This is a genomic window from Sinorhizobium sp., from assembly GCF_059070375.1.
The window spans coordinates 2,307,551-2,331,764 of the sequence record NZ_JCACWC010000003.1 but is presented as its reverse complement, the minus strand read 5'-3'; the positions used below and the strand labels follow the sequence as shown (position 1 = coordinate 2,331,764).

The 24,214-nt window shown below is 63.3% G+C and carries 20 protein-coding genes; 17 read left to right on the top strand and 3 right to left on the bottom strand.

What is annotated here, in order from left to right:
- The first annotated feature begins 70 nt into the window (after window positions 1–70).
- From mraY to murB, 6 genes are read left to right on the top strand one after another with little or no spacing between them, the layout of a single operon-like run.
- The gene (gene mraY / locus AC5J09_RS23345) at window positions 71–1,171 is read left to right on the top strand and encodes a phospho-N-acetylmuramoyl-pentapeptide-transferase (RefSeq protein WP_018095458.1); all 1,101 of its coding nucleotides are present in this window, start codon (window positions 71–73) and stop codon (window positions 1,169–1,171) included.
- 6 nt (window positions 1,172–1,177) lie between these two features.
- The gene (murD, locus tag AC5J09_RS23340; protein WP_324762019.1) at window positions 1,178–2,569 is read left to right on the top strand and encodes a UDP-N-acetylmuramoyl-L-alanine--D-glutamate ligase; all 1,392 of its coding nucleotides are present in this window, start codon (window positions 1,178–1,180) and stop codon (window positions 2,567–2,569) included.
- Window positions 2,570–2,626: 57 nt separating this feature from the next.
- Entirely contained in the window at window positions 2,627–3,781 is a 1,155-nt protein-coding gene (gene ftsW / locus AC5J09_RS23335) for a putative lipid II flippase FtsW (RefSeq protein ID WP_275597658.1), read from the top strand.
- Window positions 3,782–3,784: 3 nt separating this feature from the next.
- Window positions 3,785–4,909, top strand: coding sequence for an undecaprenyldiphospho-muramoylpentapeptide beta-N-acetylglucosaminyltransferase (gene murG / locus AC5J09_RS23330; RefSeq protein WP_324762018.1), 1,125 nt, complete (start codon window positions 3,785–3,787; stop codon window positions 4,907–4,909).
- Window positions 4,906–6,321 carry a UDP-N-acetylmuramate--L-alanine ligase gene (gene murC, locus AC5J09_RS23325; protein ID WP_018095454.1) on the top strand — a complete coding sequence of 472 codons (1,416 nt, stop codon included), beginning with the start codon at window positions 4,906–4,908 and terminating at the stop codon, window positions 6,319–6,321. Before murG ends, murC begins: the two co-directional genes overlap by 4 nt.
- The gene (gene murB / locus AC5J09_RS23320; RefSeq protein ID WP_018095453.1) at window positions 6,318–7,292 is read left to right on the top strand and encodes a UDP-N-acetylmuramate dehydrogenase; all 975 of its coding nucleotides are present in this window, start codon (window positions 6,318–6,320) and stop codon (window positions 7,290–7,292) included. The genes murC and murB overlap by 4 nt, the downstream gene beginning before the upstream one ends.
- Before the next feature lie 73 nt (window positions 7,293–7,365).
- On the opposite strand, the gene AC5J09_RS23315 is transcribed toward murB, so the two are convergent.
- On the bottom strand, window positions 7,366–8,676 hold the full coding sequence (locus AC5J09_RS23315; protein ID WP_494298594.1) for an MFS transporter: 1,311 nt from the start codon (window positions 8,674–8,676) through the stop codon (window positions 7,366–7,368).
- Between the two features lie 400 nt (window positions 8,677–9,076).
- Between AC5J09_RS23315 and aqpZ the strand changes: the two genes are divergently transcribed.
- Window positions 9,077–9,763: an aquaporin Z gene (aqpZ, locus tag AC5J09_RS23310; RefSeq protein WP_100671693.1), complete on the top strand. Its 687-nt coding sequence runs from the start codon at window positions 9,077–9,079 to the stop codon at window positions 9,761–9,763.
- A gap of 112 nt (window positions 9,764–9,875) precedes the next feature.
- Here aqpZ and AC5J09_RS23305 read toward each other — a convergent pair whose 3' ends face one another.
- Window positions 9,876–10,088, bottom strand: a complete 213-nt coding sequence (locus tag AC5J09_RS23305; RefSeq protein WP_494298592.1) for a hypothetical protein — start codon at window positions 10,086–10,088, stop codon at window positions 9,876–9,878.
- Between AC5J09_RS23305 and AC5J09_RS23300 the strand changes: the two genes are divergently transcribed.
- From AC5J09_RS23300 to ligA, 8 genes are all read left to right on the top strand, one after another.
- Window positions 10,074–11,000 carry a D-alanine--D-alanine ligase gene (locus AC5J09_RS23300; RefSeq protein WP_275597662.1) on the top strand — a complete coding sequence of 309 codons (927 nt, stop codon included), beginning with the start codon at window positions 10,074–10,076 and terminating at the stop codon, window positions 10,998–11,000. The two genes, AC5J09_RS23305 and AC5J09_RS23300, sit on opposite strands and share 15 nt — an antisense overlap.
- Window positions 10,988–11,917, top strand: coding sequence for a cell division protein FtsQ (gene ftsQ / locus AC5J09_RS23295; protein WP_018095449.1), 930 nt, complete (start codon window positions 10,988–10,990; stop codon window positions 11,915–11,917). The genes AC5J09_RS23300 and ftsQ overlap by 13 nt, the downstream gene beginning before the upstream one ends.
- Window positions 11,914–13,242 carry a cell division protein FtsA gene (gene ftsA, locus AC5J09_RS23290; protein ID WP_010969742.1) on the top strand — a complete coding sequence of 443 codons (1,329 nt, stop codon included), beginning with the start codon at window positions 11,914–11,916 and terminating at the stop codon, window positions 13,240–13,242. The genes ftsQ and ftsA overlap by 4 nt, the downstream gene beginning before the upstream one ends.
- 94 nt (window positions 13,243–13,336) lie before the next feature.
- Window positions 13,337–15,118, top strand: a complete 1,782-nt coding sequence (gene ftsZ, locus AC5J09_RS23285; RefSeq protein ID WP_275597664.1) for a cell division protein FtsZ — start codon at window positions 13,337–13,339, stop codon at window positions 15,116–15,118.
- Between the two features lie 426 nt (window positions 15,119–15,544).
- Window positions 15,545–16,498 carry a UDP-3-O-acyl-N-acetylglucosamine deacetylase gene (gene lpxC / locus AC5J09_RS23280; protein WP_018095446.1) on the top strand — a complete coding sequence of 318 codons (954 nt, stop codon included), beginning with the start codon at window positions 15,545–15,547 and terminating at the stop codon, window positions 16,496–16,498.
- A gap of 265 nt (window positions 16,499–16,763) precedes the next feature.
- Window positions 16,764–17,630, top strand: coding sequence for an outer membrane protein assembly factor BamD (locus tag AC5J09_RS23275; RefSeq protein WP_018095445.1), 867 nt, complete (start codon window positions 16,764–16,766; stop codon window positions 17,628–17,630).
- Window positions 17,631–17,666: 36 nt separating this feature from the next.
- A complete protein-coding gene (gene recN, locus AC5J09_RS23270; RefSeq protein WP_494298591.1) occupies window positions 17,667–19,340 on the top strand; it encodes a DNA repair protein RecN in 1,674 nt (557 codons plus the stop codon).
- A gap of 98 nt (window positions 19,341–19,438) precedes the next feature.
- Entirely contained in the window at window positions 19,439–21,592 is a 2,154-nt protein-coding gene (gene ligA, locus AC5J09_RS23265; protein WP_324762014.1) for an NAD-dependent DNA ligase LigA, read from the top strand.
- Window positions 21,593–21,728: 136 nt separating this feature from the next.
- Here the strand turns inward: ligA and AC5J09_RS23260 are convergent, their stop codons facing one another.
- Window positions 21,729–22,133, bottom strand: coding sequence for a VOC family protein (locus AC5J09_RS23260; RefSeq protein ID WP_100671689.1), 405 nt, complete (start codon window positions 22,131–22,133; stop codon window positions 21,729–21,731).
- Window positions 22,134–22,481: 348 nt separating this feature from the next.
- On the opposite strand from AC5J09_RS23260, the gene panC reads away from it, so the two are divergent.
- Entirely contained in the window at window positions 22,482–23,357 is an 876-nt protein-coding gene (panC, locus tag AC5J09_RS23255; protein ID WP_324762013.1) for a pantoate--beta-alanine ligase, read from the top strand.
- A 2-nt stretch (window positions 23,358–23,359) separates the two neighbouring features.
- A complete protein-coding gene (gene panB, locus AC5J09_RS23250) occupies window positions 23,360–24,181 on the top strand; it encodes a 3-methyl-2-oxobutanoate hydroxymethyltransferase (protein WP_018095440.1) in 822 nt (273 codons plus the stop codon).
- Window positions 24,182–24,214 lie beyond the last annotated feature (33 nt).

Sequence of the window (24,214 nt, the reverse complement as noted above, 5' to 3'; positions counted from 1 at the left end):
GCGGGTATCTTCTGGCAGATGATTCTGTTGGACGATGTCCGATTATAAACTTCCGGGGGAAAGGTCCCTTATGCTGATCTGGCTTGTGGAACTGGCGGACCACTTTCAATTCTTCAATCTCTTTCGCTACATCACCTTCCGTACGGGGGCGGCTCTCTTCACCTCTGCCTTGATCGTCTTCCTGTTCGGCCCCGCCATGATCGCATCGTTGCGCATCCGCCAGGGCAAGGGCCAGCCGATCCGGGCGGACGGCCCCCAGACGCACTTCAAGAAGGCAGGGACCCCGACCATGGGCGGGTTGATGATCCTGACCGGCATCGTGGTGTCGTCGCTGCTCTGGGCCGATCTATCCAGCATCTACGTCGTATCGACGCTTCTGGTGACGCTCGGCTTCGGCGCGATAGGCTTCTACGACGACTATCTGAAGGTGACGAAGCAGTCGGAAAAGGGCTTCTCCGGCAAGGCACGGCTCGGCATCGAGTTCGTGATCGCCGCCGTTGCCGTCTTCTTCATGATGCAGGCGGCGCTTTCCGCGGGGGCGGCGGGTTCCACCTTCGGCTCGTCGGTGACCTTTCCCTTCTTCAAGGACCTGATGCTCAATCTCGGATATTTCTTCGTGCTGTTCGGCGGGTTCGTCATCGTCGGCGCGGGAAATTCCGTGAACCTGACCGACGGTCTCGACGGGCTCGCGATCGTTCCCGTCATGATCGCGTCCGCCGCATTCGGGCTGATCGCCTATCTTGCCGGTAACGCCGTCTTCGCCAATTACCTGCAGATCCATTTCGTGCCCGGCACCGGCGAACTCGCGGTGATCCTCGGCGCCGTGATCGGCGCGGGTCTCGGCTTCCTGTGGTTCAACGCACCGCCTGCTGCGATTTTCATGGGCGATACGGGTTCGCTTGCGCTCGGCGGCCTGATCGGCACCGTAGCCGTCGCGACCAAGCACGAGATCGTCATGGTCATCATCGGCGGGCTCTTCGTCATCGAGACGCTGTCTGTCATCATCCAGGTCTTCTGGTTCAAGCGCACCGGGCATCGCGTATTCCTGATGGCGCCGATCCACCATCACTTCGAGAAGAAAGGCTGGACGGAAAGCCAGGTGGTGATCCGCTTCTGGATCATCGCAGTGATCCTCGCAATGGTCGGCCTCTCCACGCTGAAGCTGCGGTGAGCCACGATGATCCCGGTCACCTCATTCAAGGGCAGGAAGGTCGCACTCTTCGGGCTTGGCGGCTCGGGGCTCGCGACGGCTCAGGCACTCGTTTCGGGCGGTGCGGATGTCGTGGCGTGGGACGACAATCCTGACAGCGTCGCCAAGGCTGCCGCGGCCGGGATAACCACGGCTGACTTGCGCGGCGTCGAGTGGCATGCCTTTGCCGCCCTGGTGCTTTCGCCCGGCGTGCCGCTGACGCATCCGAAGCCGCACTGGAGCGTCGATCTCGCGCATCAGGCCGGCGTCGAGATCATCGGCGACGTGGAGCTCTTCGTGCGTGAGCGACGCAAACACGCGCCCGATTGCCCCTTCATCGCCATCACCGGCACCAACGGTAAATCCACGACGACGGCGCTGATCGCCCATATTCTCAGGACGAGCGGGCGGGACACGCAGCTCGGCGGCAATATCGGCACCGCAGTGCTCACGCTGGATCCGCCGAAAGCAGGGCGCTTCTATGTCGTCGAATGCTCATCCTACCAGATCGACCTTGCGCCCACGCTCGACCCGACCGCCGGGATACTGCTCAACCTGACGCCGGATCACCTGGATCGCCACGGCACGATGCAGCACTATGCGGAGATCAAGGAGCGTCTGGTGGCGGGGAGCGGAACGGCGGTCGTCGGCGTCGACGACAGCCTCTCGAGCCTGATCGCGGATCGGGTGGAGCGGGCAGGAACAAAGGTCGTGCGTATCTCGCGCCGCCATCCGCTTGCCGAGGGCGTATATGCCGAAGGCTCGGCGCTGATGCGGGCGCAGGACGGGGCATCGTCGCTCGTTACCGATCTTGCCGGCATCCAGACGCTGCGTGGAGGGCACAATGCCCAGAATGCCGCGGCTGCGATCGCCGCCTGCCTGGCGGTCGGCATCTCCGGGAAGGAAATCGTGAACGGCCTCAGGAGCTTTCCTGGCCTCAAGCATCGGATGCAGCCGGTTGCGAAAAAGGGCGAGATCGTCTTCGTCAACGACAGCAAGGCGACCAATGCAGAGGCTGCAGCCCCGGCGCTTTCGAGTTACGATCGAATCTACTGGATCGCCGGCGGTCTGCCGAAGGAGGGCGGCATCACGTCACTGGCGCCGTTCTTCCCGAAGATCGTAAAGGCCTATCTGATCGGAGAAGCGGCACCCTCCTTCGCGGCGACCCTCGGCGAAGCAGTGCCCTACGAAATCTCGGGGACGCTGGAGAAGGCGGTTGCGCACGCGGCAGCGGATGCGGCGCGGGACATGCAAGGCCCTGCGGCCGTGATGCTTTCCCCGGCTTGCGCAAGCTTCGACCAGTACAAGAATTTCGAGGTGCGCGGAGATGCCTTCGTCGGCCATGTGGCGGCGCTCGAGGGCGTGAGCATGCTGATTTGACGGCTTCGGCCGGTAGTGGATTTTGGCGCGGTACGCGCCCGGAAAGGGGACAGACTGATGGTAAGCCGAGCCGAACGTGGCCCCGTGGCCGACTGGTTCTGGACGATCGACAGATTTTTTCTCGCCGCCTTCATCCTGCTGATGGGCGTGGGCTTCATGCTCTCCTTCGCCGCAAGCCCCCCGGTCGCCGAACGGCTCGGCCTCGACAGCTTCCACTTTGTCAAGCGCCATGCGCTCTTCCTCCTGCCGTCGCTGGTGGTGATGGTCGGCATCTCCTTTCTCTCGCCGCGACAGGTGCGGCGCACGGCAATCATCCTGCTCGTGATTTCCACGGCGATGATGGTGCTGGCTCTGTTCTTCGGCCAGGAGGTCAAGGGCTCCCGGCGGTGGCTGGCGCTCGCCGGCATTTCGATACAGCCCTCGGAATTCATGAAGCCCGCCTTTGTCGTAGTCTGCGCCTGGCTTTTCGCCGAACATGCGCGGCAGCCGGAAATTCCCGGTAATCTGCTTTCGATCCTCCTCTTCGGTATCGTCGGGGCGCTCCTCGTTGCCCAGCCCGACCTCGGCCAGACCATCCTCACTGCGGCGGTCTGGGGCGGCATGTTCTTCATGGCCGGCATGCCATGGCTCTGGATCATCGTGCTCGCGTCGGTGGCGATAGGCGGATTTTTCGCCGCCTATTCCATCCTGCCCCACGTCGCCGGCCGCATCGACCGGTTCCTGACCGGCGAAGGCGATACGTTCCAGGTGGATACGGCCCGCGAGGCGATCATTCGCGGTGACTGGTTCGGCCGCGGCCCCGGTGAGGGCGTGGTGAAGCGCATCATTCCGGACAGCCATACGGACTTCATCTTCTCCGTCGCTGCGGAGGAGTTCGGCATCGTCTTCTGCATGGTCATCGTCATGATCTTCGCCTTCGTGGTCATGCGCGGCCTCAATCATGCCTTCCGCGAGCGCAACGATTTCAATCGATTCGCGGTTGCCGGGCTGGTTCTGCAAATCGGCATCCAGTCGATGATCAATATCGGCGTGAATCTCGAGCTGCTTCCGGCCAAGGGCATGACGCTCCCGCTGATTTCCTATGGCGGGTCGTCGATGGTGGCGATCTGCGTGACGGCGGGGTTCATTCTGGCACTGACGCGTCATCGGCCGGAGAAACGTGCCGTCGAGCGCAGCCTCTTTCGATCGGGCGTCGGAGTGCCGGCGGAGTGAGACATGGATAAAGGCATCATTCTTCTTGCCGCCGGCGGAACCGGCGGGCACCTCTTTCCAGCCGAGGCGCTTGCGCATGAGCTGAAAGCGACGGGCTATTCCGTGCATCTGGTGACGGACAGCCGTGCCGAACGCTTCACGGGGAAGTTCCCGGCCGACGAGATTCATGTCGTGCCGTCGGCGACGATCGGTTCGAAGAACCCGATGAAACTCGCCCGGTCGGTGTGGAAGCTCTGGACGGGGCTGAGGGCGGCCCGGCGACTGATTGCCAGGCTTAGGCCCAGGGCCGTCGTCGGCTTCGGCGGCTACCCGACGGTGCCGCCGCTGCTTGCGGCCACGGGCATGGGCATTCCGTCGATCATCCACGAACAGAACGCGGTGATGGGCCGCGCCAACAAAATGCTCGCATCGCGGGTCAAGGCCGTCGCCGGCGGCTTTCTCCCGGAAGGCGCCGGAGCCTTCGCGGCGAAGACCGTGGCGACCGGAAACCCTGTGCGTCCGGCGGTGCTGAAGGCTGCCGGGCTTCCTTATGCGCCGGCTGCCGGCGATGCGCCCTTTCATCTCGTGGTCTTCGGCGGCAGCCAGGGCGCGCAATTCTTCTCGAAAACGGTGCCGCAGGCGGTCTGCCGGCTCGACGACGCGCTGCGCCAGCGGCTGAAGGTGACGCAGCAGGCCCGGCCCGAGGACCGCGAAGGCGTCATCGCGGTCTACGAGAAGCTCGGCGTTCCCGCTGAGGTATCTCCCTTCTTCACCGACATGGCCGGTCGGATCGCTTCGGCGCAGCTCGTTATCTGCCGCTCGGGCGCGTCCACCGTTTCGGAAATCTCGGTCATCGGACGCCCGGCGATCCTGGTGCCGTATCCCTACGCTCTCGACCACGACCAGGCAGCCAATGCCGCGGCACTCGCCGCGAAAGGGGGGGCGCGCGTGATCGCGCAGGTGGAGCTCAGCGCCGAGCGGCTCGCCGGCATCCTTGCGGATGCGATGAGCAACCCGGATGCGCTGGCGCAGATGGCGGCCGGCGCCCGCCAGACCGGCAAGCCGGATGCCGCGCGCTTGCTTGCCTTGCTGGTAGAGGCTATTGCCAGCGGCTCGACAGTCGCGAAGTTCAAGGAAACACGCTCATGAAGATGCCGAAGACGATCGGGCTCGTACATTTCATTGGTATCGGCGGCATCGGCATGAGCGGTATTGCCGAGGTCCTGCACAATCTCGGCCATCGCGTCCAGGGTTCCGACCAGGCCGACAGCGCCAATGTGCAGCGTCTGCGGGAAAAGGGCATCAGCGTCTCCATCGGGCACAAAGCGGAAAATCTCGGCGATGCCGAGGTGGTCGTCGTCTCGACGGCGATCAAGAAGGACAACCCCGAGCTCATCGCTGCCCGCGAGAAGTTCCTGCCGGTCGTGCGGCGTGCCGAGATGCTTGCCGAGCTGATGCGCTTCCGCAATGCAATTGCGATCGGCGGGACCCATGGAAAGACGACGACGACCTCGATGGTCGCCGCCCTGCTCGATGCGGGCGGTCTCGATCCGACCGTGATCAACGGCGGCATCATCAACGCCTACGGCACCAATGCGCGCATGGGCGCCGGCGAATGGATGGTGGTCGAAGCAGACGAATCCGACGGCACGTTCCTGAAGCTGCCGGCCGACATCGCGGTCGTCACCAATATCGATCCCGAACATCTCGACCACTACGGCAATTTCGACGCCGTGCGCGCGGCCTTCCGGCAGTTCGTCGAGAACGTGCCCTTTTACGGTTTTGGCGTGCTGTGTCTCGACCACCCGGAGGTCCAGTCCATGGTCGGCAAGATCGAGGACCGGAAGGTCGTCACCTACGGCGAGAACCCCCAGGCCGACGTGCGCTTCCACAATATCCGCATGGACGGTGCGACCTCCATCTTCGATATCGAGATCCGCCGCCGCCGCACGGGCCAGGTGATCGCGATCAAGGACCTCAGGCTGCCGATGCCCGGACGCCATAATGTCTCCAACGCCACGGCTGCCGTGGCGGTCGCACAGCGGCTCGGCATCAAGCCCGAGGACATTGCGAGAGGTCTTGCCACCTTCGGCGGCGTGAAACGCCGCTTTACTCTGACGGGTGAGTGGAACGGCGCGCGCATCTTCGACGATTACGGCCACCATCCCGTCGAGATCAGGGCGGTCCTGAGGGCGGCGCGCGAGGCGTGCCAGGGGCGCATCGTCGCGGTCCACCAGCCGCATCGCTACTCGCGCCTGTCGAGCCTCTTCGAAGACTTCACATCCTGCTTCAACGACGCCGATACGATCCTGCTCGCTCCGGTCTATGCGGCCGGCGAGGAAGCCATAGAGGGCGTCAGTTCGGAAGCGCTCGTCGACCGCATCAAGGCTGCCGGCCATCGCGATGCCCGCCACATCCCCGGACAGGAGGCACTGGCGCCTGTTATCGCGAAGATTGCACAGCCGGGCGATTTTGTGGTTCTCTTGGGAGCTGGCAGCATTACCTATTGGGCCGCGGCCTTGCCCAAGCAGCTCGCGGAAATTTCAGGAAATCGAGCATGAAACAGGTCAACGGTCAGAAACTTCTCGATTCGCTCGGAAACGGCGTCGCTGCAATCCGCGGACGTCTCACGCCCGATGCGCCGATGGACCGCGTTACCTGGTTTCGGGCGGGCGGTCTCGCCGAGCTCATGTTCCAGCCGCACGACACCGACGACCTCGTCGCCTTCCTGAAGCTGGTGCCCGAAGAGGTGCCGGTAATGGTCGTCGGCGTGGGCTCCAACCTGCTCGTGCGCGACGGCGGTATTCCGGGTGTCGTCATCCGGCTTTCGGCGAAGGGCTTCGGCGATCTCGAACTCGCCGGTGAAAACCGCATCAAGGCGGGCGCGATCTGCCCGGACAAGAACATCGCCGCCATGGCGCTCGACCATGGTATCGGCGGCTTCTACTTCTATTACGGCATTCCCGGTTCGATCGGCGGGGCACTCCGCATGAACGCCGGCGCCAATAGCGGCGAAACCAGCGAACGCGTCGTCGAGGTCCATGCCGTCGACCGCAAGGGCAACAGGCATGTCCTGAGCAAAGCCGAGATGGGCTACGGTTACCGCCATTCCGGCGCGGCCAAGGAGCTGATCTTCACGCATGCGATCTTCGAGGGCTATGCGGAAGACAAGACCAAGATCCGCACCGACATGGACGCCGTGCGCCAGCATCGCGAAACGGTGCAGCCGATCCGCGAGAAGACCGGCGGATCCACGTTCAAGAACCCGGACGGCCACTCGGCCTGGAAGCTGATCGATGAGGCCGGCTGCCGCGGGATGATGATCGGCAATGCCCAGATGTCGCCGCTTCACTGCAATTTCATGATCAATACCGGACAGGCGACTGGCTACGAGCTCGAATATCTCGGCGAGACCGTGCGCCAGCGGGTGATGGAGCATTCCGGCGTCAAGCTGGAATGGGAAATCAAGCGGGTCGGCAATTTCATGCCGGGCTATGAAATCAGGGAATTCCTCGGCCGCGCCACGGCCTGATCCGAAATCGGGACCAAGAAAAAGGCCGCGGCGAATATCCGACGCGGCCCTTTTTTCCGGATTATTCCATCTCTCAGCCCGAGACCTCTTCCTCGTTCGAAAGAAGCAGGCAGACGAGCGTGATCGATGCCGCGGCCAGCAGATAGTAGCCGACATGGCCGAGGCTGTAATTGGTCGCGAGCCAGGTGGCGATATAGGGCGCGAGCGACGCGCCGAAGATGCCGGCGAGGTTGAAGGTCATCGAGGCGCCGGTATAGCGCACCGCCGTCGGGAAGGGGGCCGCCAGCGCCGCGCCGATCGGCCCGTAGGTGAGGCCCATCAGGCCGAGGCCGACGATCGAGAAGACGAAGGCCCCGCCGAGACCGGATGACAGAAGCGGTGCCATGAAGAGGCCGAAAAGGCCGATGCCGATCGTCGTCAGCACCAGCACGAGGCGCCGGCCGAAGCGGTCCGAAAGTATGCCGGAGACCGGGATCATCAGGCCGAAGAAGACGACGCCCGTCATCTGTACGAGCAGGAACTGTTCGCGCGAATAGCCGAGCTTTGTCGTGCCCCAGGAGAGCGAGAAGACGGTCATCAGATAGAACAGGACGAAGGTCGCGAGCGCCACGAAGGTGCCGAGTACGAGGCTTCGCTTGTGCGAGCGGAAGATCGCCGCGACCGGCACCTCGACACGCTCGTGCTTGTCGATCGCCTTCTGGAATTCCGGCGTTTCGGTGATCTTCAGGCGGACATAGAGGCCGACGATCACGAGCAGCACGCTGGCGATGAAGGGAACGCGCCAGCCCCAGGCGAAGAAGGCCTCTTCGCTCATGACTTCGCCGAGGATGAGGAAGGTTCCTGCCGACAGGATGAAGCCGATCGGAGCGCCCAGCTGCGGGAACATGGCGTACCAGCTCCGCTTGCCTTCGGGCGCATTCTCGGTGGCGAGCAACACCGCGCCGCCCCATTCGCCGCCGAGGCCGAGACCCTGACCGAAACGGCAGAGGGCAAGCAGCAGCGGTGCCACGACGCCGATCGTCGAATAGGTGGGCAACAGGCCGATGATGACCGTGGAAATGCCCATGGTCATCAGCGCGGCGACGAGCGTCGCCTTCCGGCCGATCCTGTCGCCGAAGTGACCGAAGATCACGGCGCCGAGCGGGCGGGCGAAGAAGGCGATCGAAAAGGTGGCGAGGGACTGCAGCATTGCCGAGGTCGGATCGGCTGCAGGGAAGAAAAGGTGCGGGAAGATGATTACCGCTGCGGTCGCATAGACATAGAAGTCGAAGAATTCGATCGTGGTGCCGACCAGGCTGGCGAACAGCACCCGGGCAGGGGAGTTCACGGCCTGCCGATGCAACGCACCATCCTGCGGCGACAGCGAGGTTGTCGCGTCTGTCATTGGTTCGTTCCTGTGGCAATTCGCGGGAAAGCGAGTAACTCTCCCCCGCCGGAATTGCGTAGTTTCAGAGGGTTAGATCAGTTCGCTGTCCCATGGACGCAAAAAATGATCTGGCGGTTATGCCGTCTTGGGGGGCGGGCGGCCGGTTCTTAGCGCAAGTTTTCACATCGAGAAAGTCCGATTTCGTAAGAAATGCGAACTAAATGCGCTTGCCGGCGCAGCAATATTCCACCGGCGCATCGCCTCGGTGTGCTCGAGCGGTCGACATGCCCACTTACATGAATTCACGGGCTTCCCGTATTGCGGGCATCGCCAGAAAATACATCTCCTGCTTGACGAGAATCGAATACTGGAGAACTCTCGCCGGCGAAGCGTTTTGCTTCGATTTGGGGGAATATTCATGTTCAGAAAGCTCTCTGCGGAATTTCTCGGTACTTTCTGGCTCGTTCTCGGGGGGTGCGGCAGCGCCGTACTTTCCGCTGCCTTCCCGGAGGTCGGCATCGGCCTGCTCGGGGTCTCCTTTGCCTTCGGCCTTACGGTGCTGACCATGGCCTATGCGGTCGGCGGAATTTCCGGCGGCCATTTCAATCCGGCGGTATCGGTCGGACTTGCCGTAGCCGGCAGAATGCCGCCGGCGAGCCTCGTCGGTTACATCATCGCGCAGGTCGCCGGCGCGATCGCCGCAGCTGCCGTGCTCTACGTGATCGCCAGCGGCAAGGCCGATTTCCAGCTTGGCGGTTTTGCCGCCAATGGTTACGGCGAACATTCTCCGGGCGGCTACTCGTTGACGGCGGCTCTCGTCACCGAGGTCGTCATGACCGCCTTTTTCCTGCTCATCATTCTTGGCTCGACGCATGGCCGCGTGCCTGTGGGCTTCGCGCCCATCGCCATCGGCCTTGGGCTGACCTTGATTCACCTCGTCTCGATCCCGGTCACCAACACCTCCGTAAATCCGGCCCGATCGACCGGACAGGCGCTGTTCGTCGGCGACTGGGCCATTTCCCAGCTCTGGCTCTTCTGGGTCGCACCGCTGATCGGTGCAGCCATTGCCGGGATCGTATGGAAAATCGTCGGCGACGATAGCTAGATCGGGAAAGATAGCGCCACGTAAGACCATGTAGAGCCCGCCTGCACACGCAGGCGGGCTCTGCCTTTCCTAAGATTATTTCCCTTGCAAGCCACAGAAAGCTCTGATTCAGCTAGGAAATCTTGTCTCTGATTGATTCTGGGCGGGTTTCGCCGAAGCGCGTTTCGCGGCGAGAGTTAACCAAAGTAAACACTTCATTAACCATAATGTCGTTGTAGTGGTTCCACGCGACGGTCACGCGAATCGAGGCTTCGAAATCAGCCAGGTGCAAGCAAGCTTCGCGATAGTGGCGTATTGTTTGGGGGTTTGAATGAGCAGCAAGCATGTTGCTGTCCTGTTGGGCGGATTTTCCTCGGAGAGGCCGGTGAGCCTGTCTTCGGGGACGGCTTGCGCGGATGCGCTGGAGGCGGAAGGCTATCGCGTCACGCGGGTCGATGTCGGTCGCGACGTCGCAGCGGTTCTTCAGGAATTGCGCCCGGATGTCGTCTTCAATGCGCTTCATGGACCGTTCGGCGAGGACGGGACGATCCAGGGCATTCTCGAATATCTCGAGATCCCCTATACCCATTCGGGCGTCCTGGCCTCGGCGCTGGCCATGGATAAAGACCAGGCAAAGCATGTCGCCAAGGCTGCCGGCATCCCGGTTGCCGAGGCGCTGGTCATGGACCGGCGCAGCTTCGGCAATCAGCATCCGATGAAGCCGCCCTATGTGGTGAAGCCGGTCCGCGAGGGGTCGAGCTTCGGAGTGGTGATCGTCAAGGAGGATCAGTCGCATCCGCCTCAGGTGATCACCTCAAGCGAGTGGCGCTACGGCGACCGCATCATGGTCGAGCGCTATATTGCGGGGCGCGAATTCACCTGCGGTGTCATGGGCGATGTCGCCCTCGGCGTCACTGAGATCATCCCGCAGGGGCACGCCTTTTACGATTACGACTCGAAATACGTAAAAGGTGGTTCGAAGCACGTCATTCCTGCACAGATTTCACCAAATATTTACCAAAAAATACAAACACTGGCGTTGAAGGCGCATGAGGCGATCGGTTGCCGCGGCGTCAGCCGGTCCGACTTTCGTTTCGACGATCGTGGGGATGGTGAGGGCGAGTTGATCTGGCTCGAGATCAATACCCAACCCGGCATGACCCCAACGTCCCTGGTGCCCGAGATGGCGCAGCATGCGGGCCTTCAGTTCGGTGAATTTCTCAGGTGGATGGTGGAGGACGCGTCGTGCTTGCGCTGAGGGGCAGAAGGGGCAAGAGGGTTCGTTACCCGGCCGGCGCTGTCGCCGAGGCGGATGAAGCGTTCGTCCTGCCGCGGCCGCTGCGCAAGGGCGTGCGCTTTCTGATCAGCCTTGGCGCCGGTCGAATCCGCTTCCCGAATCATACCGGAACAGTTTCCGCCGCAGCTTTCATGGTGGCCACGGGCCTTTACGGCATGTCGCTCGGCGGCCACACGCAGAGCTTCGCGCAGGTCTCGACGACTGCCGCCGGCTTCGCGATCGAGGACGTCCGCGTCTCCGGCAACGCGCAGACCTCCGAGATCGACATTCTCCAGCAGCTCGGCCTGGACGGCACGACCTCACTGGTGGCGCTCGACATCGAGGAGGCGCGTCGGCTTATCGGCGAACTGCCCTGGGTGGAGACCGTCACGGTGCGCAAGATCTATCCGGGTACGATCGAGGTCGTACTCAAGGAGCGCGAAGCCTTCGGTATCTGGCAGCACGGATCGGATCTCTCCCTGATAGAGCGCAGCGGCAGCGTCATCGCGCCGCTCAGGGACAACAAGTTCGCCAGCCTGCCGCTTTTCGTGGGCCGCGACGCGGAGACGGCGGCGGCCGCGTTCTACGATGAATTTTCCCGCTGGCCGGAGTTCCGCTCCCGCGTCAAAGCCTTCGTGCGCGTGGCCGGGCGTCGCTGGGATCTGCGGCTCAACAACGGCGTCGTCGTGAAGCTTCCGGAAAAGGATGTTGCGCGCGCGATGAGCGTGCTCGCCGGTATGCAAGACACGCATCAGTTGCTGGAGCGCGACATCGCCGCCGTCGATCTCAGGCTCGAAGACCGCACGACCGTACAGCTGACGCCGGAAGCCGTGAAGCGCCGGGAAGTCGCACTCAAGGCGAGGGAGAAAATGCTGAAAGCCCAGGAGAAGCGGATATGAGTTTGTTCGGATCCGCCAATTTCGGCCTTCCGCGTCTGAAACCCTTGCCCTCGAAGCGGTCGCATGTCGTGTCGGTGCTCGATATCGGCTCGACCAAAGTGGTATGCATGATCGGCCGCCTGACGCCGCGTGCGGAGAGCCAGATCCTGCCGGGGCGCACGCACAGCATCGAGGTCATCGGCATCGGTCACCAGAAGTCGCGGGGCGTCAAGAATGGCGTCATCGCCGATCTCGATGCGGTCGAAAGTGTCGTCCGGCTTGCGGTCGATGCAGCCGAGCGCATGGCGGGACTGACCATCGACAGCCTCATCGTGAATGTTTCGGCCGGCCGCCTGCAGAGCGACGTCTATACCGCGACGATCGATCTCGGCGGGCAGGAGGTCGAGGCAAATGATCTAAAGAAGGTACTCGCTGCCGCGGGTCACCAGTCGCTGCGCACCGATCGTGCCATCCTGCACTCTCTGCCGACCGGCTTCTCGCTCGACGGCGAGCGCGGCATCCGCGACCCGCTGGCGATGTTCGGGGACGTTCTCGGCGTCGACATGCATGTGCTGACGGCGGAGCGGCCCGCACTGAAGAACCTTGAGCTCTGCGTCAACCGCGCTCACCTCTCGGTCGAGGGCATGGTCGCGACGCCCTATGCCAGCGGCCTTGCGGCACTCGTGGATGACGAGGTCGAGCTCGGATGTGCGGCCATCGACATGGGCGGCGGTACGACGACGATCTCGGTTTTCGCCGAAGGCAAGCTCGTCCATGCGGATGCCGTCGGGCTTGGCGGCCACCATGTCACGACCGATCTTGCGCGCGGCCTGTCCACCCGCATCGAGGATGCCGAGCGCCTGAAGGTCGTGCACGGTTCGGCGCTTCCGAACAGCGCGGACGAGCGCGATATCATTTCGGTTCCGCCGATCGGCGAAGACGACCGCGACCAGCCGACACACGTGCCGCGCGCTCTGGTCTCGCGCATCGTTCGCGCTCGCATCGAAGAGACGCTGGAACTCATACGCGACCGTATCCAGCGGTCCGGTTTCAGCCCGATCGTCGGCAAGCGGATCGTATTGACGGGGGGAGCCAGCCAGTTGACCGGCCTGCCGGAAGCGGCGCGGCGCATTCTCGCACGCAATGTCCGCATCGGCCGCCCGCTCGGCGTATCCGGACTGCCGGCCGCTGCCAAGGGCCCGGCCTTCTCCACGGCCGTCGGGCTGATGATCTACCCTCAGGTCGCCGACCTCGAGACGCATGCCGCCGGCAGCGGCATGTTCTCCACCCTCGGCGGCAACAGCCGTTTCGCCCGCATGGGGCAATGGCTGAAAGAAAGTTTCTAGACCGCTCGGCATAGCGCCGAACGGGACAGGTGTTCGAGTTTGAAGGAATTGGCCGGCTCGGCAAGGCGGCCAGGGAAAGAGAAGGAACAGGACTATGGCCATCAACTTGCAGAAGCCGGACATTACCGAGCTGAAGCCGCGTATCACGGTCTTCGGCGTCGGCGGCGGCGGCGGCAACGCCGTCAACAACATGATCACCGCCGGGCTCCAGGGCGTCGATTTCGTCGTCGCCAACACGGATGCCCAGGCACTCACCATGACCAAGGCCGAGCGGATCATCCAGATGGGTGTCGCCGTCACCGAAGGTCTTGGTGCCGGCTCGCAGCCGGAAGTCGGCCGTGCGGCCGCTGAAGAATGCATCGACGAGATCATCGATCACCTGCAGGGCACGCATATGTGCTTCGTCACCGCCGGCATGGGCGGCGGCACCGGCACGGGCGCTGCTCCGATCGTCGCCCAGGCTGCCCGCAACAAGGGTATCCTCACCGTCGGCGTCGTGACCAAGCCGTTCCATTTCGAAGGCGGACGCCGCATGCGGATCGCCGACCAGGGTATTTCCGATCTTCAGAAGTCGGTCGACACCCTGATCGTCATCCCGAACCAGAACCTCTTCCGCATCGCCAATGACAAGACGACCTTCGCGGACGCCTTCGCCATGGCCGATCAGGTTCTTTATTCCGGCGTCGCCTGCATCACCGACCTCATGGTCAAGGAAGGCCTCATCAACCTCGACTTCGCCGACGTCCGTTCGGTGATGCGCGAAATGGGCCGCGCCATGATGGGTACGGGCGAAGCCTCCGGCGAAGGCCGCGCAATGGCCGCTGCGGAAGCTGCGATCGCCAACCCGCTGCTCGACGAAACCTCGATGAAGGGCGCTCAAGGCCTGCTCATCTCCATCACCGGTGGCCGCGACCTCACGCTGTTCGAGGTGGATGAGGCTGCGACGCGTATCCGCGAGGAGGTCGATCCGGACGCCAACATCATTCTCGGCGCGACCTTCGACGAGGAGCTCGAAGGCCTCATTCGGGTTTCGGTCGTCGCGACCGGCATCGACCGCACGGCCGCGGAGGTGGCCGGCCGCTCCGCCGACTTTCGTCCGGTAGCGCCGAAGCCGATCGTCCGCCCGTCCGCCGCCGTTCCGGCCCAGCCGCAGCCGACTGTTTCGCTGCAGCCGGCCCCGCAGCCGCAGCCGGTGCAGCAGCCGCTCCAGCAGCAGCAGAATGTCGACCACATCGCGCTCGCCATTCGCGAAGCCGAAATGGAGCGCGAACTCGACATCGCTGCGCGCACCCAGGTCGCCGCACCGCAGCCGCAGCCGCAGCCGCAGCCGCAACTGCAGGAAGAGACCTTCCGTCCGCAGAGCAAGCTTTTCGCAGGCGTCGCTCCGGCGGAGGCCGCACCGGTCATGCGGCCGGCGCAGCCGGCACCGCGCCCGGTCGAGATGCAGGCGCCCGTTCAGCCGCAGATGCAGGCACAGCCGGTCCGGCAGGAGCCCACCCCGGTCGTGCGGCAGCAGGCCGAGCCGGTACGCATGCCGAAGGTTGAGGACTTTCCGCCGGTCGTGAAGGCGGAAATGGATCACCGGACGCAGCCGGCGCCTGTGCATCAGGAGGAACGCGGACCGATGGGACTCCTGAACCGGATCACGAGCTCGCTCGGGCTGCGTGAACGGGAAGCGACGAATGTCTCGTCCGACATGACCGCCGCCGCACCAAGCGCCGCCTCGCAACAGCGCCGGCCGCTTTCGCCGGAAGCCAGCCTCTATGCGCCGCGTCGCGGCCAGCTCGACGATCACGGTCGCGCTGCGCCTCAGATGCGGTCGCATGAAGACGATCAGCTCGAAATTCCGGCGTTCCTGCGCCGCCAGTCGAGCTGATACCTACGGTGCCGTGCGTCCGATCGGACGCGCAACGTCGCCGTGGTACTTTCAGTCGCCGCCGTTTTTCCTGAGCCGGCTCCGGTTCAGGGAAACATGCGGAGACTGTTCCTTCACCTTGCCGATGCCCGGGCGCCAGCCCGGGCATTTTTCGATTTCTCGCGTGAAATCAGATGCTTATCATTTGCATTGCGCGCATATGAATTGCGTAACAAACCGAAACGAACAGTGATTTGGAATGGTGTCTCCAAACTCTTATTTTCATCATCGGAATTGGGGACGCATACGATTCGATCGGGCGCTGTTAGTTCGAAGACGAGATTTCCGCCGACTGGCGCGGGATCCCGGTACTTCGTCTTGTGTCTTGAGCAACGTGGCACCCTCTAGGATTTTGGCCGAAGGCCGCCTTGATTGAAAGTGACGAGAATGGGAATCGAACTGCTCGGGTTTCAGACGACGATTGCAAACCCGATAACCCTCAAGGGAATTGGCGTTCACTCCGGTGCGGAAGTCGAGATCACCTTCCAGCCGGCCGATGCCGACGCCGGGATCGTGTTCCAGCGTGTGCTTGCCGGCGGCCGGGTGAGCGAATTCCGGGCCGTCTCTTCGCAGGTCGGCAACACCGATCTCTGCACCGTCCTTGGCCTCTCGCCGGCGACCTCGATCGCGACGATCGAGCATGTCATGGCGGCGGTCTATGCGCTCGGCCTCGACAATCTGTCGATCGAGGTGCATGGCGCCGAAATGCCGATCATGGATGGCAGCTCCGCCCCCTTTATCGAGGCGATCGAGCAGGCAGGTATTCAATCGCTTGCCGAGAAGCGCCGCTATATCCGCATCCTAAAGCCGGTGCGCATCGAATCGGGCGCTTCCTGGTCGGAATTCACGCCCTATGACGGCATGCGCTTCGAAGTCGAGATCGATTTCGACTGCCCGCTGATCGGCCGCCAGGCATGGAAGGGCGACATGACGCCTTCCGTTTTCAAACGGGAGCTGTCGCGGGCGCGTACTTTCGGCTTCATGCGCGATGTGGAGCGCCTTTGGGCAGGCGGTTTCGCGCTCGGCTCGTCACTCGAAAACTCCGTGGTAATCTCGGACGACAACGCGGTCATCAATGTGGAGGGACTGCGGTATACGGACGAGTTCGTCCGCCACAAGACCCTCGACGCCGTAGGCGATCTTTCGCTGGCGGGCGCTCCCTTCCTCGGCTGCTACCGCTCCTATCGCGGCGGGCACCGGATGAATGCCAATGCCCTCAAGGCATTGCTCAGCGATCCGACCGCCTATGAGGTGGTGGAAACGGCAACGCCGCGTCAGCGCACCCGTTCGCGGGACATGGTGGCGGTTGCCGCACCGGGCTTCGCGCCCTGGTCCGCCTGACGGCATAGGATATTCTTCTCCAGTCGCCGGCCGAAAGGCCGGCATTTTTATGATGATTCGATCGTTGCCTCGAGTAACGCGTGTTCTTCGCCACCGAGTTTCACGGTGCCAGAGGCGCTTTACACATCTGAAAAGGGGTGCAGCGCTGCAGGGCGCCACAAATTTGCATGAATTGCCGATCATGACGTTGCGGTCTTGAGGTAACTTGCTCTAAAACGCGCAAGTCTGGCGCGATGCTAGGCGCTGAGTGAAACGGGAATATCCGATGGTTCTTGCAGTTTCTGTCGACATAAGAAGATCAGCGCGCGTCGCCGCGGTCGTTCTTGCGGCTATCGCCGGCTCCAGTCTGATCACGGCCTGCCAGAACGATCCGGACATCGACATCACCAAACTCACGGCCGAGACCGATCCGCCGGACGTGCTCTACAACCAGGGCCTCGCAAACCTGAACGCCGGCAAGACGACGGAAGCGGCGCGGAAGTTCGAGGCGATCGACAAGCAGCATCCGTTCTCCGAATATGCCCGCAAAGCGCTGGTCATGAATGCATTCGTGTCCTATCGCAACGGCCAGTATCAGGACGCGATCAACTCGACCAACCGTTATCTGAACCTTTATCCGCAGTCGGAAGACGCGGCCTACGCGCAATATATCCAGGGCCTTGCCTATACGAAGCAGATTCCGTCGGTGACGCAGGATCAAAGACCTGCGGCAAAGGCGATCGAGGCGATGCAGGTCGTCGTCGACAAGTATCCGGACTCCGAATATGTCGACGATGCGCAGGCAAAGATCCGCTTTGCACGCGACCAGCTCGCCGGCAAGGAGATGCAGGTCGGCCGCTATTATCTCGAGCGCAAGGAATATCTTGCGGCGATTTCGCGCTTCCGCACCGTCGTCGAGCGGTATCCGACCACCAATCAGGTCGAGGAAGCGCTCGCCCGTCTCGTCGAAGCCTATTATGCGATGGGCGTGACTGGGGAAGCCCAGACGGCGGCAGCGGTTCTCGGGCATAACTACCCCGACAGCCAATGGTATGCCGACTCCTACAAGCTGCTGCAATCCGGCGGCCTTGAGCCGCGCGAAACCGGCACGTCCTGGATCGCGCGCGCGGGAAAGAACCTCATCGGCGCGTGATTTTCCCGGCGCCCGACAACGAAGATATGAAACCGGATGCTCGCCCAGCTCGCGATCCGCGATATCGTCCTGATCGAACGGCTTGACCTCAGCTTCGATGCCGGGCTTTCGGTGCTGACCGGCGAAACCGGTGCGGGCAAATCCATTCTTCTCGACAGTCTGTCGCTCGCGCTGGGCGGCCGCGGCGACGGTTCGCTCGTGCGTCACGGCGAGGACAGAGGCCAGGTTACCGCTGTCTTCGACGTTCCCGCCGGCCATGCGGCGCGGCTCTTCCTGCGCGAGAACGGCATCGACGACGACGGCGATCTGATCTTCCGCCGTGTGCAATCGGCCGACGGCCGCACCAAGGCGTTCATCAACGACCAGCCGGTGAGCGTCCAGCTGATGCGGCAGGTCGGCCAGACGCTCGTTGAAATTCACGGCCAGCACGACGATCGGGCGCTTGTCGATACCGACGCGCACCGCACGCTGCTCGATGCTTTCGGCGGCACGACCGAAGCTGCGGAAGACGTCGCGACCTTCTATCGCGGCTGGAAGGATGCCGAGCGCGGTCTGAAGAAACACCGCGAGAAGGTGGAAGCAGCAGCCCGCGAGGCGGACTATCTGCGTTCCTCCGTCGAGGAACTCGAGACGCTTTCGCCACGCGACGGCGAAGAGGAGGAACTCGCCGAGAGCCGGGCCCGCATGATGAAGGTCGAGCGGATTGCCGGGGATATCAGCGAGGCGTCCGAGTTTCTGAACGGCAACGCCTCGCCGGTACCGCTCATCGCGTCGCTCGTCCGGCGGCTCGAACGCAAGAGCCATGAGGCACCGGGCCTGCTCGAAGAGACGGTCGAGCTTCTGGACGGGGCGCTGAACCAGCTTGCGGATGCCCAGATGGCGGTCGAGCGCGCGCTCCGCAACACGGAATTCGATCCGAAGGAACTCGAGCGCGTCGAGGAGCGGCTTTTTGCTCTGCGGGCCGCGAGCCGCAAATATTCGGTTCCCGTCACCGAACTGCCGGCACTTGCCGCGCGGATGATCGCAGATCTTGCCGATCTCGACGCCGGCGAGGAGAAGCTGAAGCAGCTGGAAATACAGGTCGCCGAGGCCAGGGCGGCCTTCGACGTTGCGGCCCGCTCGCTTTCCGAGAAGCGCCACAATACGGCTGCTGCGCTTTCGGCCGCCGTCATGGAAGAACTGCCTGCGCTGAAGCTCGAACGCGCCCGCTTCATGGTGGAGGTGACGAGCGATCCGGGATCGCCGACGGCCGACGGGATCGATGCGGTCGAATTCCACGTCCAGACTAATCCCGGCACCAGGCCGGGGCCGATCATGAAGGTCGCTTCGGGTGGCGAGCTCTCGCGCTTCCTGCTCGCGCTGAAAGTGGCGCTTGCCGACCGCGGGTCGGCGCCGACGCTCGTCTTCGACGAGATCGATACCGGCGTCGGCGGCGCCGTGGCGGATGCGATCGGCCAGCGCCTGAAGCGACTTTCGAAAACCGTGCAGGTGCTTTCCGTCACCCATGCGCCGCAGGTTGCCGCGCGTGCGGCGACGCATCTCCTGATTTCGAAGGGGCCCTCCGCGGAAAAGACCGAGATGATCGCCACCCGCGTCGCCCGCATGGACGAAGCGGCACGCACGGAAGAGATCGCCCGCATGCTCGCCGGCGCCTCGATTACCGAGGAGGCGAGGGCGGCGGCTGCGCGATTGCTCGCCGGCAACGGTTGAATAGCCTCCCACTTATCTTCGTATCGGTTACCCTCAAATCGATTCCGATTTTAAGAATCATGCAGTAAAAGCGACTCCAAAGTTCTGGAGCCGCATCCATGCTGAATCAAAGAAAACCCGTCGAACAATTGAACGAAGCGGAAGCTGCCGAGGAACTCGCCTTCCTGGCGGCGGAGCTTTCCCGCCACGACGTACTCTATCACGGCAAGGATGCTCCGGAGATTTCGGATGCGGACTACGATGGGCTGAAGCGGCGGAACGATCTCATCGAAGAGCGCTTTCCGGCACTTGTCCGCGAGGACAGCCCCTCGCGGAAGGTCGGTGCCGCGCCCTCGCTCACCTTCGCGCCCGTCGCCCATGCGCGGCCGATGCTGTCGCTCGACAATACCTTCTCGGACGAGGACGCCCGCGCATTCGTCGCCGGCGTCTACCGCTTCCTCGGCCAGCTCCCGGACGGCTCGATCGCCTTCACGGCCGAGCCGAAGATCGACGGGCTATCCATGTCGCTGCGCTACGAAAACCGGCGGCTCGTCACGGCTGCGACCCGCGGCGACGGCACGACCGGGGAAAACGTCACGGCCAATGTTCGCACCATCGGCATGATCCCGCAGACGCTTCCCGCCGACGCGCCTGACGTTGTCGAGATCCGCGGCGAGATCTACATGGCGAAATCGGACTTCGCCGCGCTCAATGCCGAAATGGCGGCGCAGGGCAGGCCGCTCTACGTCAACCCGCGCAATACGGCGTCGGGTTCGCTCCGTCAGCTGGACGCGAAGGTGACGGCGAACCGCAAGCTGCGCTTCTTCGCCTATGCCTGGGGCGAGATTTCGGCGATGCCTGCGGATACGCAGCTCGGCATGGTGGAGACCTTCAAGGCCTGGGGATTCCCGGTCAACCCGCTGATGCAGCGCTTCTTCTCCGCCGACGCGCTCCTGGAGCACTATCACCATATCGAGCGGGAGCGTCCGGACCTCGACTACGACATCGACGGCGTCGTCTACAAGGTCGACCGGCTCGATCTGCAGGCCAGGCTCGGCTTCCGCTCGCGCAGTCCGCGCTGGGCAACGGCGCACAAGTTTCCGGCCGAACAGGCGTTCACGCGTCTGAAGGGCATCGACATTCAGGTCGGCCGTACCGGCGCCCTGACGCCCGTCGCGCGGCTGGAGCCGATCACGGTCGGGGGCGTCGTCGTCACTAACGCGACGCTGCATAACGAGGATTACATCCGGGGCGTCGGCAACACCGGCGAACCGATCCGCGATGGGCGCGACGTCCGCATCGGCGACATGGTGATCGTCCAGCGGGCAGGGGACGTGATCCCTCAGATCGTCGACGTGGTGATGGACGAGCGGCCGGAAGGCGCCGAGCCCTACAGGTTTCCCACGACGTGCCCCATCTGCGGCAGCCATGCGGTGCGCGACATCAACGAAAAGACCGGCAAGGTGGATGCCGTGCGCCGCTGCACGGGCGGCTTCGTCTGCCGTGCGCAGGCGGTCGAGCATCTGAAGCATTTCGTCTCGCGCAATGCCTTCGACATCGAAGGCCTCGGCTCCAAGCAGATAGAGTTCTTCTTCGAAAGCGAGGACGAGAATCTGCGGATCCGCACCGCCCCCGAGATATTCACGCTCGAACGCCGCCAGGAGCAATCGCTCAATAAGCTCGAGAACATCGACGGATTCGGCAAGGTAAGCGTCCGCAAGCTGTACGAGGCGATCAATGCCCGCCGCTCGATAGCGCTTCATCGCCTGATCTATGCGCTTGGCATCCGCCATGTGGGCGAGACGACCGCCAAGCTGCTTGCGCGCTCCTATGGCAGCTACGAGCATTTCGGGGCGGCCATGACCGAGGCGGCAGGCTTTTCGGGAGATGCCTGGAACGAGCTGAACAGCATTGACGGCATTGGCGAGGTGGTCGCTCGCGCGATTGTCGAGTTCTACAAGGAGCCGCGCAACCTGAAGGTCGTTTCCGAGCTGCTGCGGGAAGTTACCCCCGAAAGCGCGGCATTGCCCGTGGCGACCGACAGCCCCGTCGCCGGCAAGACGGTCGTCTTCACGGGATCGCTCGAGAAGATGACGCGCGAGGAGGCGAAGGCAAAGGCGGAGAGTCTCGGCGCCAAGGTGGCGGGATCGGTATCCAAGAAGACCGACATCGTCGTCGCCGGCCCCGGCGCCGGCTCGAAACTCGACAAGGCCCGCGAACTCGGCGTCCAGACGATGGACGAGGACGAGTGGCTGGCGCTGATCGGCGGGTAGCGCGTTTTGTTTCTCCCGCAGGCGGGGCGAAAGGGGGGGCGCGGCGCCGCTCCTTGTCCCTTCTCCCCATTGACGTGGGGAGAAGGTGCCGGCAGGCGGATGAGAGCGATGCCGCGTGACCCGTTGGTTTAGATCGTCACGCCTGCTGCTCAGCCGACATGTCCATCCACATGAACTCCCAGACGTGGCCGTCCAGGTCCTGGAAGCTGATGCCGTACATGAAGCCGTAGTCGATCGCCGGCTTCCATGGCTTGCCGCCCGCGGCAATAGCCTTGTCGAACATGTCGTCGCATTCGGCACGGCTCGCGGCGGAGAGCGCGGTGATGACCTCGGTGCCCTTCGCCGTGTCGCTGATCTCGCCGACGATGAAGCTACGGAACTTCGGCTCGGTCAGAAGCATGGCGAAGATATTGTCGTCGATGACCATGCAGGCGGCGGTCTCGTCGGAAAACTGCTCGTTGAATGTAAAGCCCAAAGCGGAGAAGAAGGAACGCGAGGCTTTCAGATCCTTGACCGGCAGGTTGACGAAAATCATGCGCATGGGGTGCTCCTTGTTGAAGATGGTTTCGCTTCGATGAGCCAAGGACGAAGACATGTGCCGCGTGCCGACAGGTCTCGTTGAATTTTGCGACCCCCTTGTACTCGACCGCGGTCTGAGACGCCGATCAGGTGCGGCGCTTCGAATTTGAGCCCATTTCCGTTTGTGTTTTTGCGCTGCACAAGATAGATCTTGCAGCCAAAATTTGTGCAATTGCCTTTTCGCGGGGCTGGCGCCCGCAGCCGCGCGTCTTATCGGACGCGCAACTGTCGCTGTAGCATTTTGACGATGCAGGAGCCATATCGGCGAAGCGGGGCGTGTCTGACGTCCCGGCGGATTGGAGGGTCCGAAATGAGAACCATCAGCACCATCGCCGAACTGCGAGAGGCCCTTGCCGAGCATCGGCGCGCGGGCAGGTCCGTCGGACTGGTCCCCACCATGGGCTATCTTCATGTCGGCCATATGGAACTCGTGCGCCGCGCCCGCGGCGAGAACGACGTGGTCGTTGCCAGCATATTCGTCAATCCGCTGCAGTTCGGCGCGAACGAGGATCTTGGCAAATACCCGCGCGACCTCGCCCGTGATCGCGCGCTGCTGACCGATGGCGGCGTCGATTTCCTTTTTGCCCCCGGCGTTTCCGACATGTATCCGCGGCCGATGGAAACGGTGGTCGACGTGCCGAAGCTCGGCTCCGAGCTCGAAGGCGCGGTGAGGCCCGGCCATTTCGCAGGCGTTGCGACCGTCGTCACCAAGCTCTTCAACATCGTCCAGCCGGACCGCGCCTATTTCGGCGAAAAGGATTTCCAGCAGCTCCAGATCATCCGGCGCATGGTCGAGGATCTGGCGCAGCCGGTTACGGTCATCGGCGTACCGACGGTGCGCGAGGAGGACGGGCTCGCCTGTTCGTCGCGCAACGTCTATCTGACGGCACAAGAGCGGCGTGCAGCCGCGATCGTGCCGAAGGCGCTGGACGAGGCCGAGCGGCTGATCGCAAGCGGCGTCACCGAACCGGCCGAAATCGAGAAGGGTGTCTTGGAGTTTCTCGCCGGCGAACCCCTGGCGCGGCCCGAAGTGGTGGCGCTGCGCGACCCGGAAACGCTTGAGCCTATCGGCGAGATCGGAGAAAAGCCGGTCCTGCTCCTGCTCTTCGTCCGCTTCGGCACCACGAAGCTGCTCGACAACCGCGTCATAGCCCCGAAATCCGCCCGTTTTGCAAAGGTAGCCTGAGAATGAGCGTCCAGACCACGAAACGGCGGCTCAGCCCCGCCAGCATCGAAGCCCTGAAGGGTGAGCGCCCGATCGTCAGCCTGACGGCCTATACGACGCCGATCGCACGTCTTCTCGATCCTCATGTGGATTTCCTCCTCGTCGGCGATTCGCTCGGCATGGTTCTCTACGGCCTCGATACGACCGTCGGCGTCACGCTCGACATGATGATTGCACATGGCCAGGCGGTCATGCGCGGTTCGGAGCGCTGTTGTGTCGTCGTCGACCTGCCTTTCGGCGCCTATCAGGAATCCAAGGAACAGGCCTTCCGCAGCGCCGCGCGCATCCTGAAGGAAACGGGCTGCAGCGCAGTGAAGCTCGAGGGCGGGGCCGAGATGGCCGAGACGGTCGAATTTCTTGTCAGCCGTGGCATTCCGGTGCTCGGCCATGTGGGCTTGATGCCGCAGCTCGTCAACACGACGGGCGGCTACCGCTCGGTCGGGCGCAACGAGAAGGAAGTGGCCAAGATCCGCCGCGACGCCAAGGCGATCGACGATGCCGGCGCTTTCGCCATCGTGGTCGAGGGAACGGTGGAGCCGGTCGCCCGCGAGATCACCGCCACGCTGCGCGCGCCGACCATCGGCATCGGCGCTTCGCCGGCCTGCGACGGCCAGATCCTGGTATCGGACGACATGCTCGGTCTTTTCAACGATTTCAAGCCGCGCTTCGTCAAGCACTTCGCCGAACTGGCACCGACGATCTCAAAGGCGGCGGAGGCCTATGCCAACGAGGTGAAGGCACGCACTTTTCCAGGCATAGAGCACACGTTTCAGGTAAAGCGCTGACGTGTCGGGGCGGGCGCGTTCCTTGCGTCCGCC

Coding starts and splice junctions, on each gene's coding strand:
- mraY (WP_018095458.1), top strand. CDS start 71: ATGCTGATCTGGCTTGTGGAACTGGCGGACCACTTTCAATTCTTCAAT.
- murD (WP_324762019.1), top strand. CDS start 1,178: ATGATCCCGGTCACCTCATTCAAGGGCAGGAAGGTCGCACTCTTCGGG.
- ftsW (WP_275597658.1), top strand. CDS start 2,627: ATGGTAAGCCGAGCCGAACGTGGCCCCGTGGCCGACTGGTTCTGGACG.
- murG (WP_324762018.1), top strand. CDS start 3,785: ATGGATAAAGGCATCATTCTTCTTGCCGCCGGCGGAACCGGCGGGCAC.
- murC (WP_018095454.1), top strand. CDS start 4,906: ATGAAGATGCCGAAGACGATCGGGCTCGTACATTTCATTGGTATCGGC.
- murB (WP_018095453.1), top strand. CDS start 6,318: ATGAAACAGGTCAACGGTCAGAAACTTCTCGATTCGCTCGGAAACGGC.
- AC5J09_RS23315 (WP_494298594.1), bottom strand. CDS start 8,676: ATGACAGACGCGACAACCTCGCTGTCGCCGCAGGATGGTGCGTTGCAT.
- aqpZ (WP_100671693.1), top strand. CDS start 9,077: ATGTTCAGAAAGCTCTCTGCGGAATTTCTCGGTACTTTCTGGCTCGTT.
- AC5J09_RS23300 (WP_275597662.1), top strand. CDS start 10,074: ATGAGCAGCAAGCATGTTGCTGTCCTGTTGGGCGGATTTTCCTCGGAG.
- AC5J09_RS23305 (WP_494298592.1), bottom strand. CDS start 10,088: ATGCTTGCTGCTCATTCAAACCCCCAAACAATACGCCACTATCGCGAA.
- ftsA (WP_010969742.1), top strand. CDS start 11,914: ATGAGTTTGTTCGGATCCGCCAATTTCGGCCTTCCGCGTCTGAAACCC.
- ftsZ (WP_275597664.1), top strand. CDS start 13,337: ATGGCCATCAACTTGCAGAAGCCGGACATTACCGAGCTGAAGCCGCGT.
- lpxC (WP_018095446.1), top strand. CDS start 15,545: ATGGGAATCGAACTGCTCGGGTTTCAGACGACGATTGCAAACCCGATA.
- AC5J09_RS23275 (WP_018095445.1), top strand. CDS start 16,764: ATGGTTCTTGCAGTTTCTGTCGACATAAGAAGATCAGCGCGCGTCGCC.
- recN (WP_494298591.1), top strand. CDS start 17,667: ATGCTCGCCCAGCTCGCGATCCGCGATATCGTCCTGATCGAACGGCTT.
- ligA (WP_324762014.1), top strand. CDS start 19,439: ATGCTGAATCAAAGAAAACCCGTCGAACAATTGAACGAAGCGGAAGCT.
- AC5J09_RS23260 (WP_100671689.1), bottom strand. CDS start 22,133: ATGCGCATGATTTTCGTCAACCTGCCGGTCAAGGATCTGAAAGCCTCG.
- panC (WP_324762013.1), top strand. CDS start 22,482: ATGAGAACCATCAGCACCATCGCCGAACTGCGAGAGGCCCTTGCCGAG.
- panB (WP_018095440.1), top strand. CDS start 23,360: ATGAGCGTCCAGACCACGAAACGGCGGCTCAGCCCCGCCAGCATCGAA.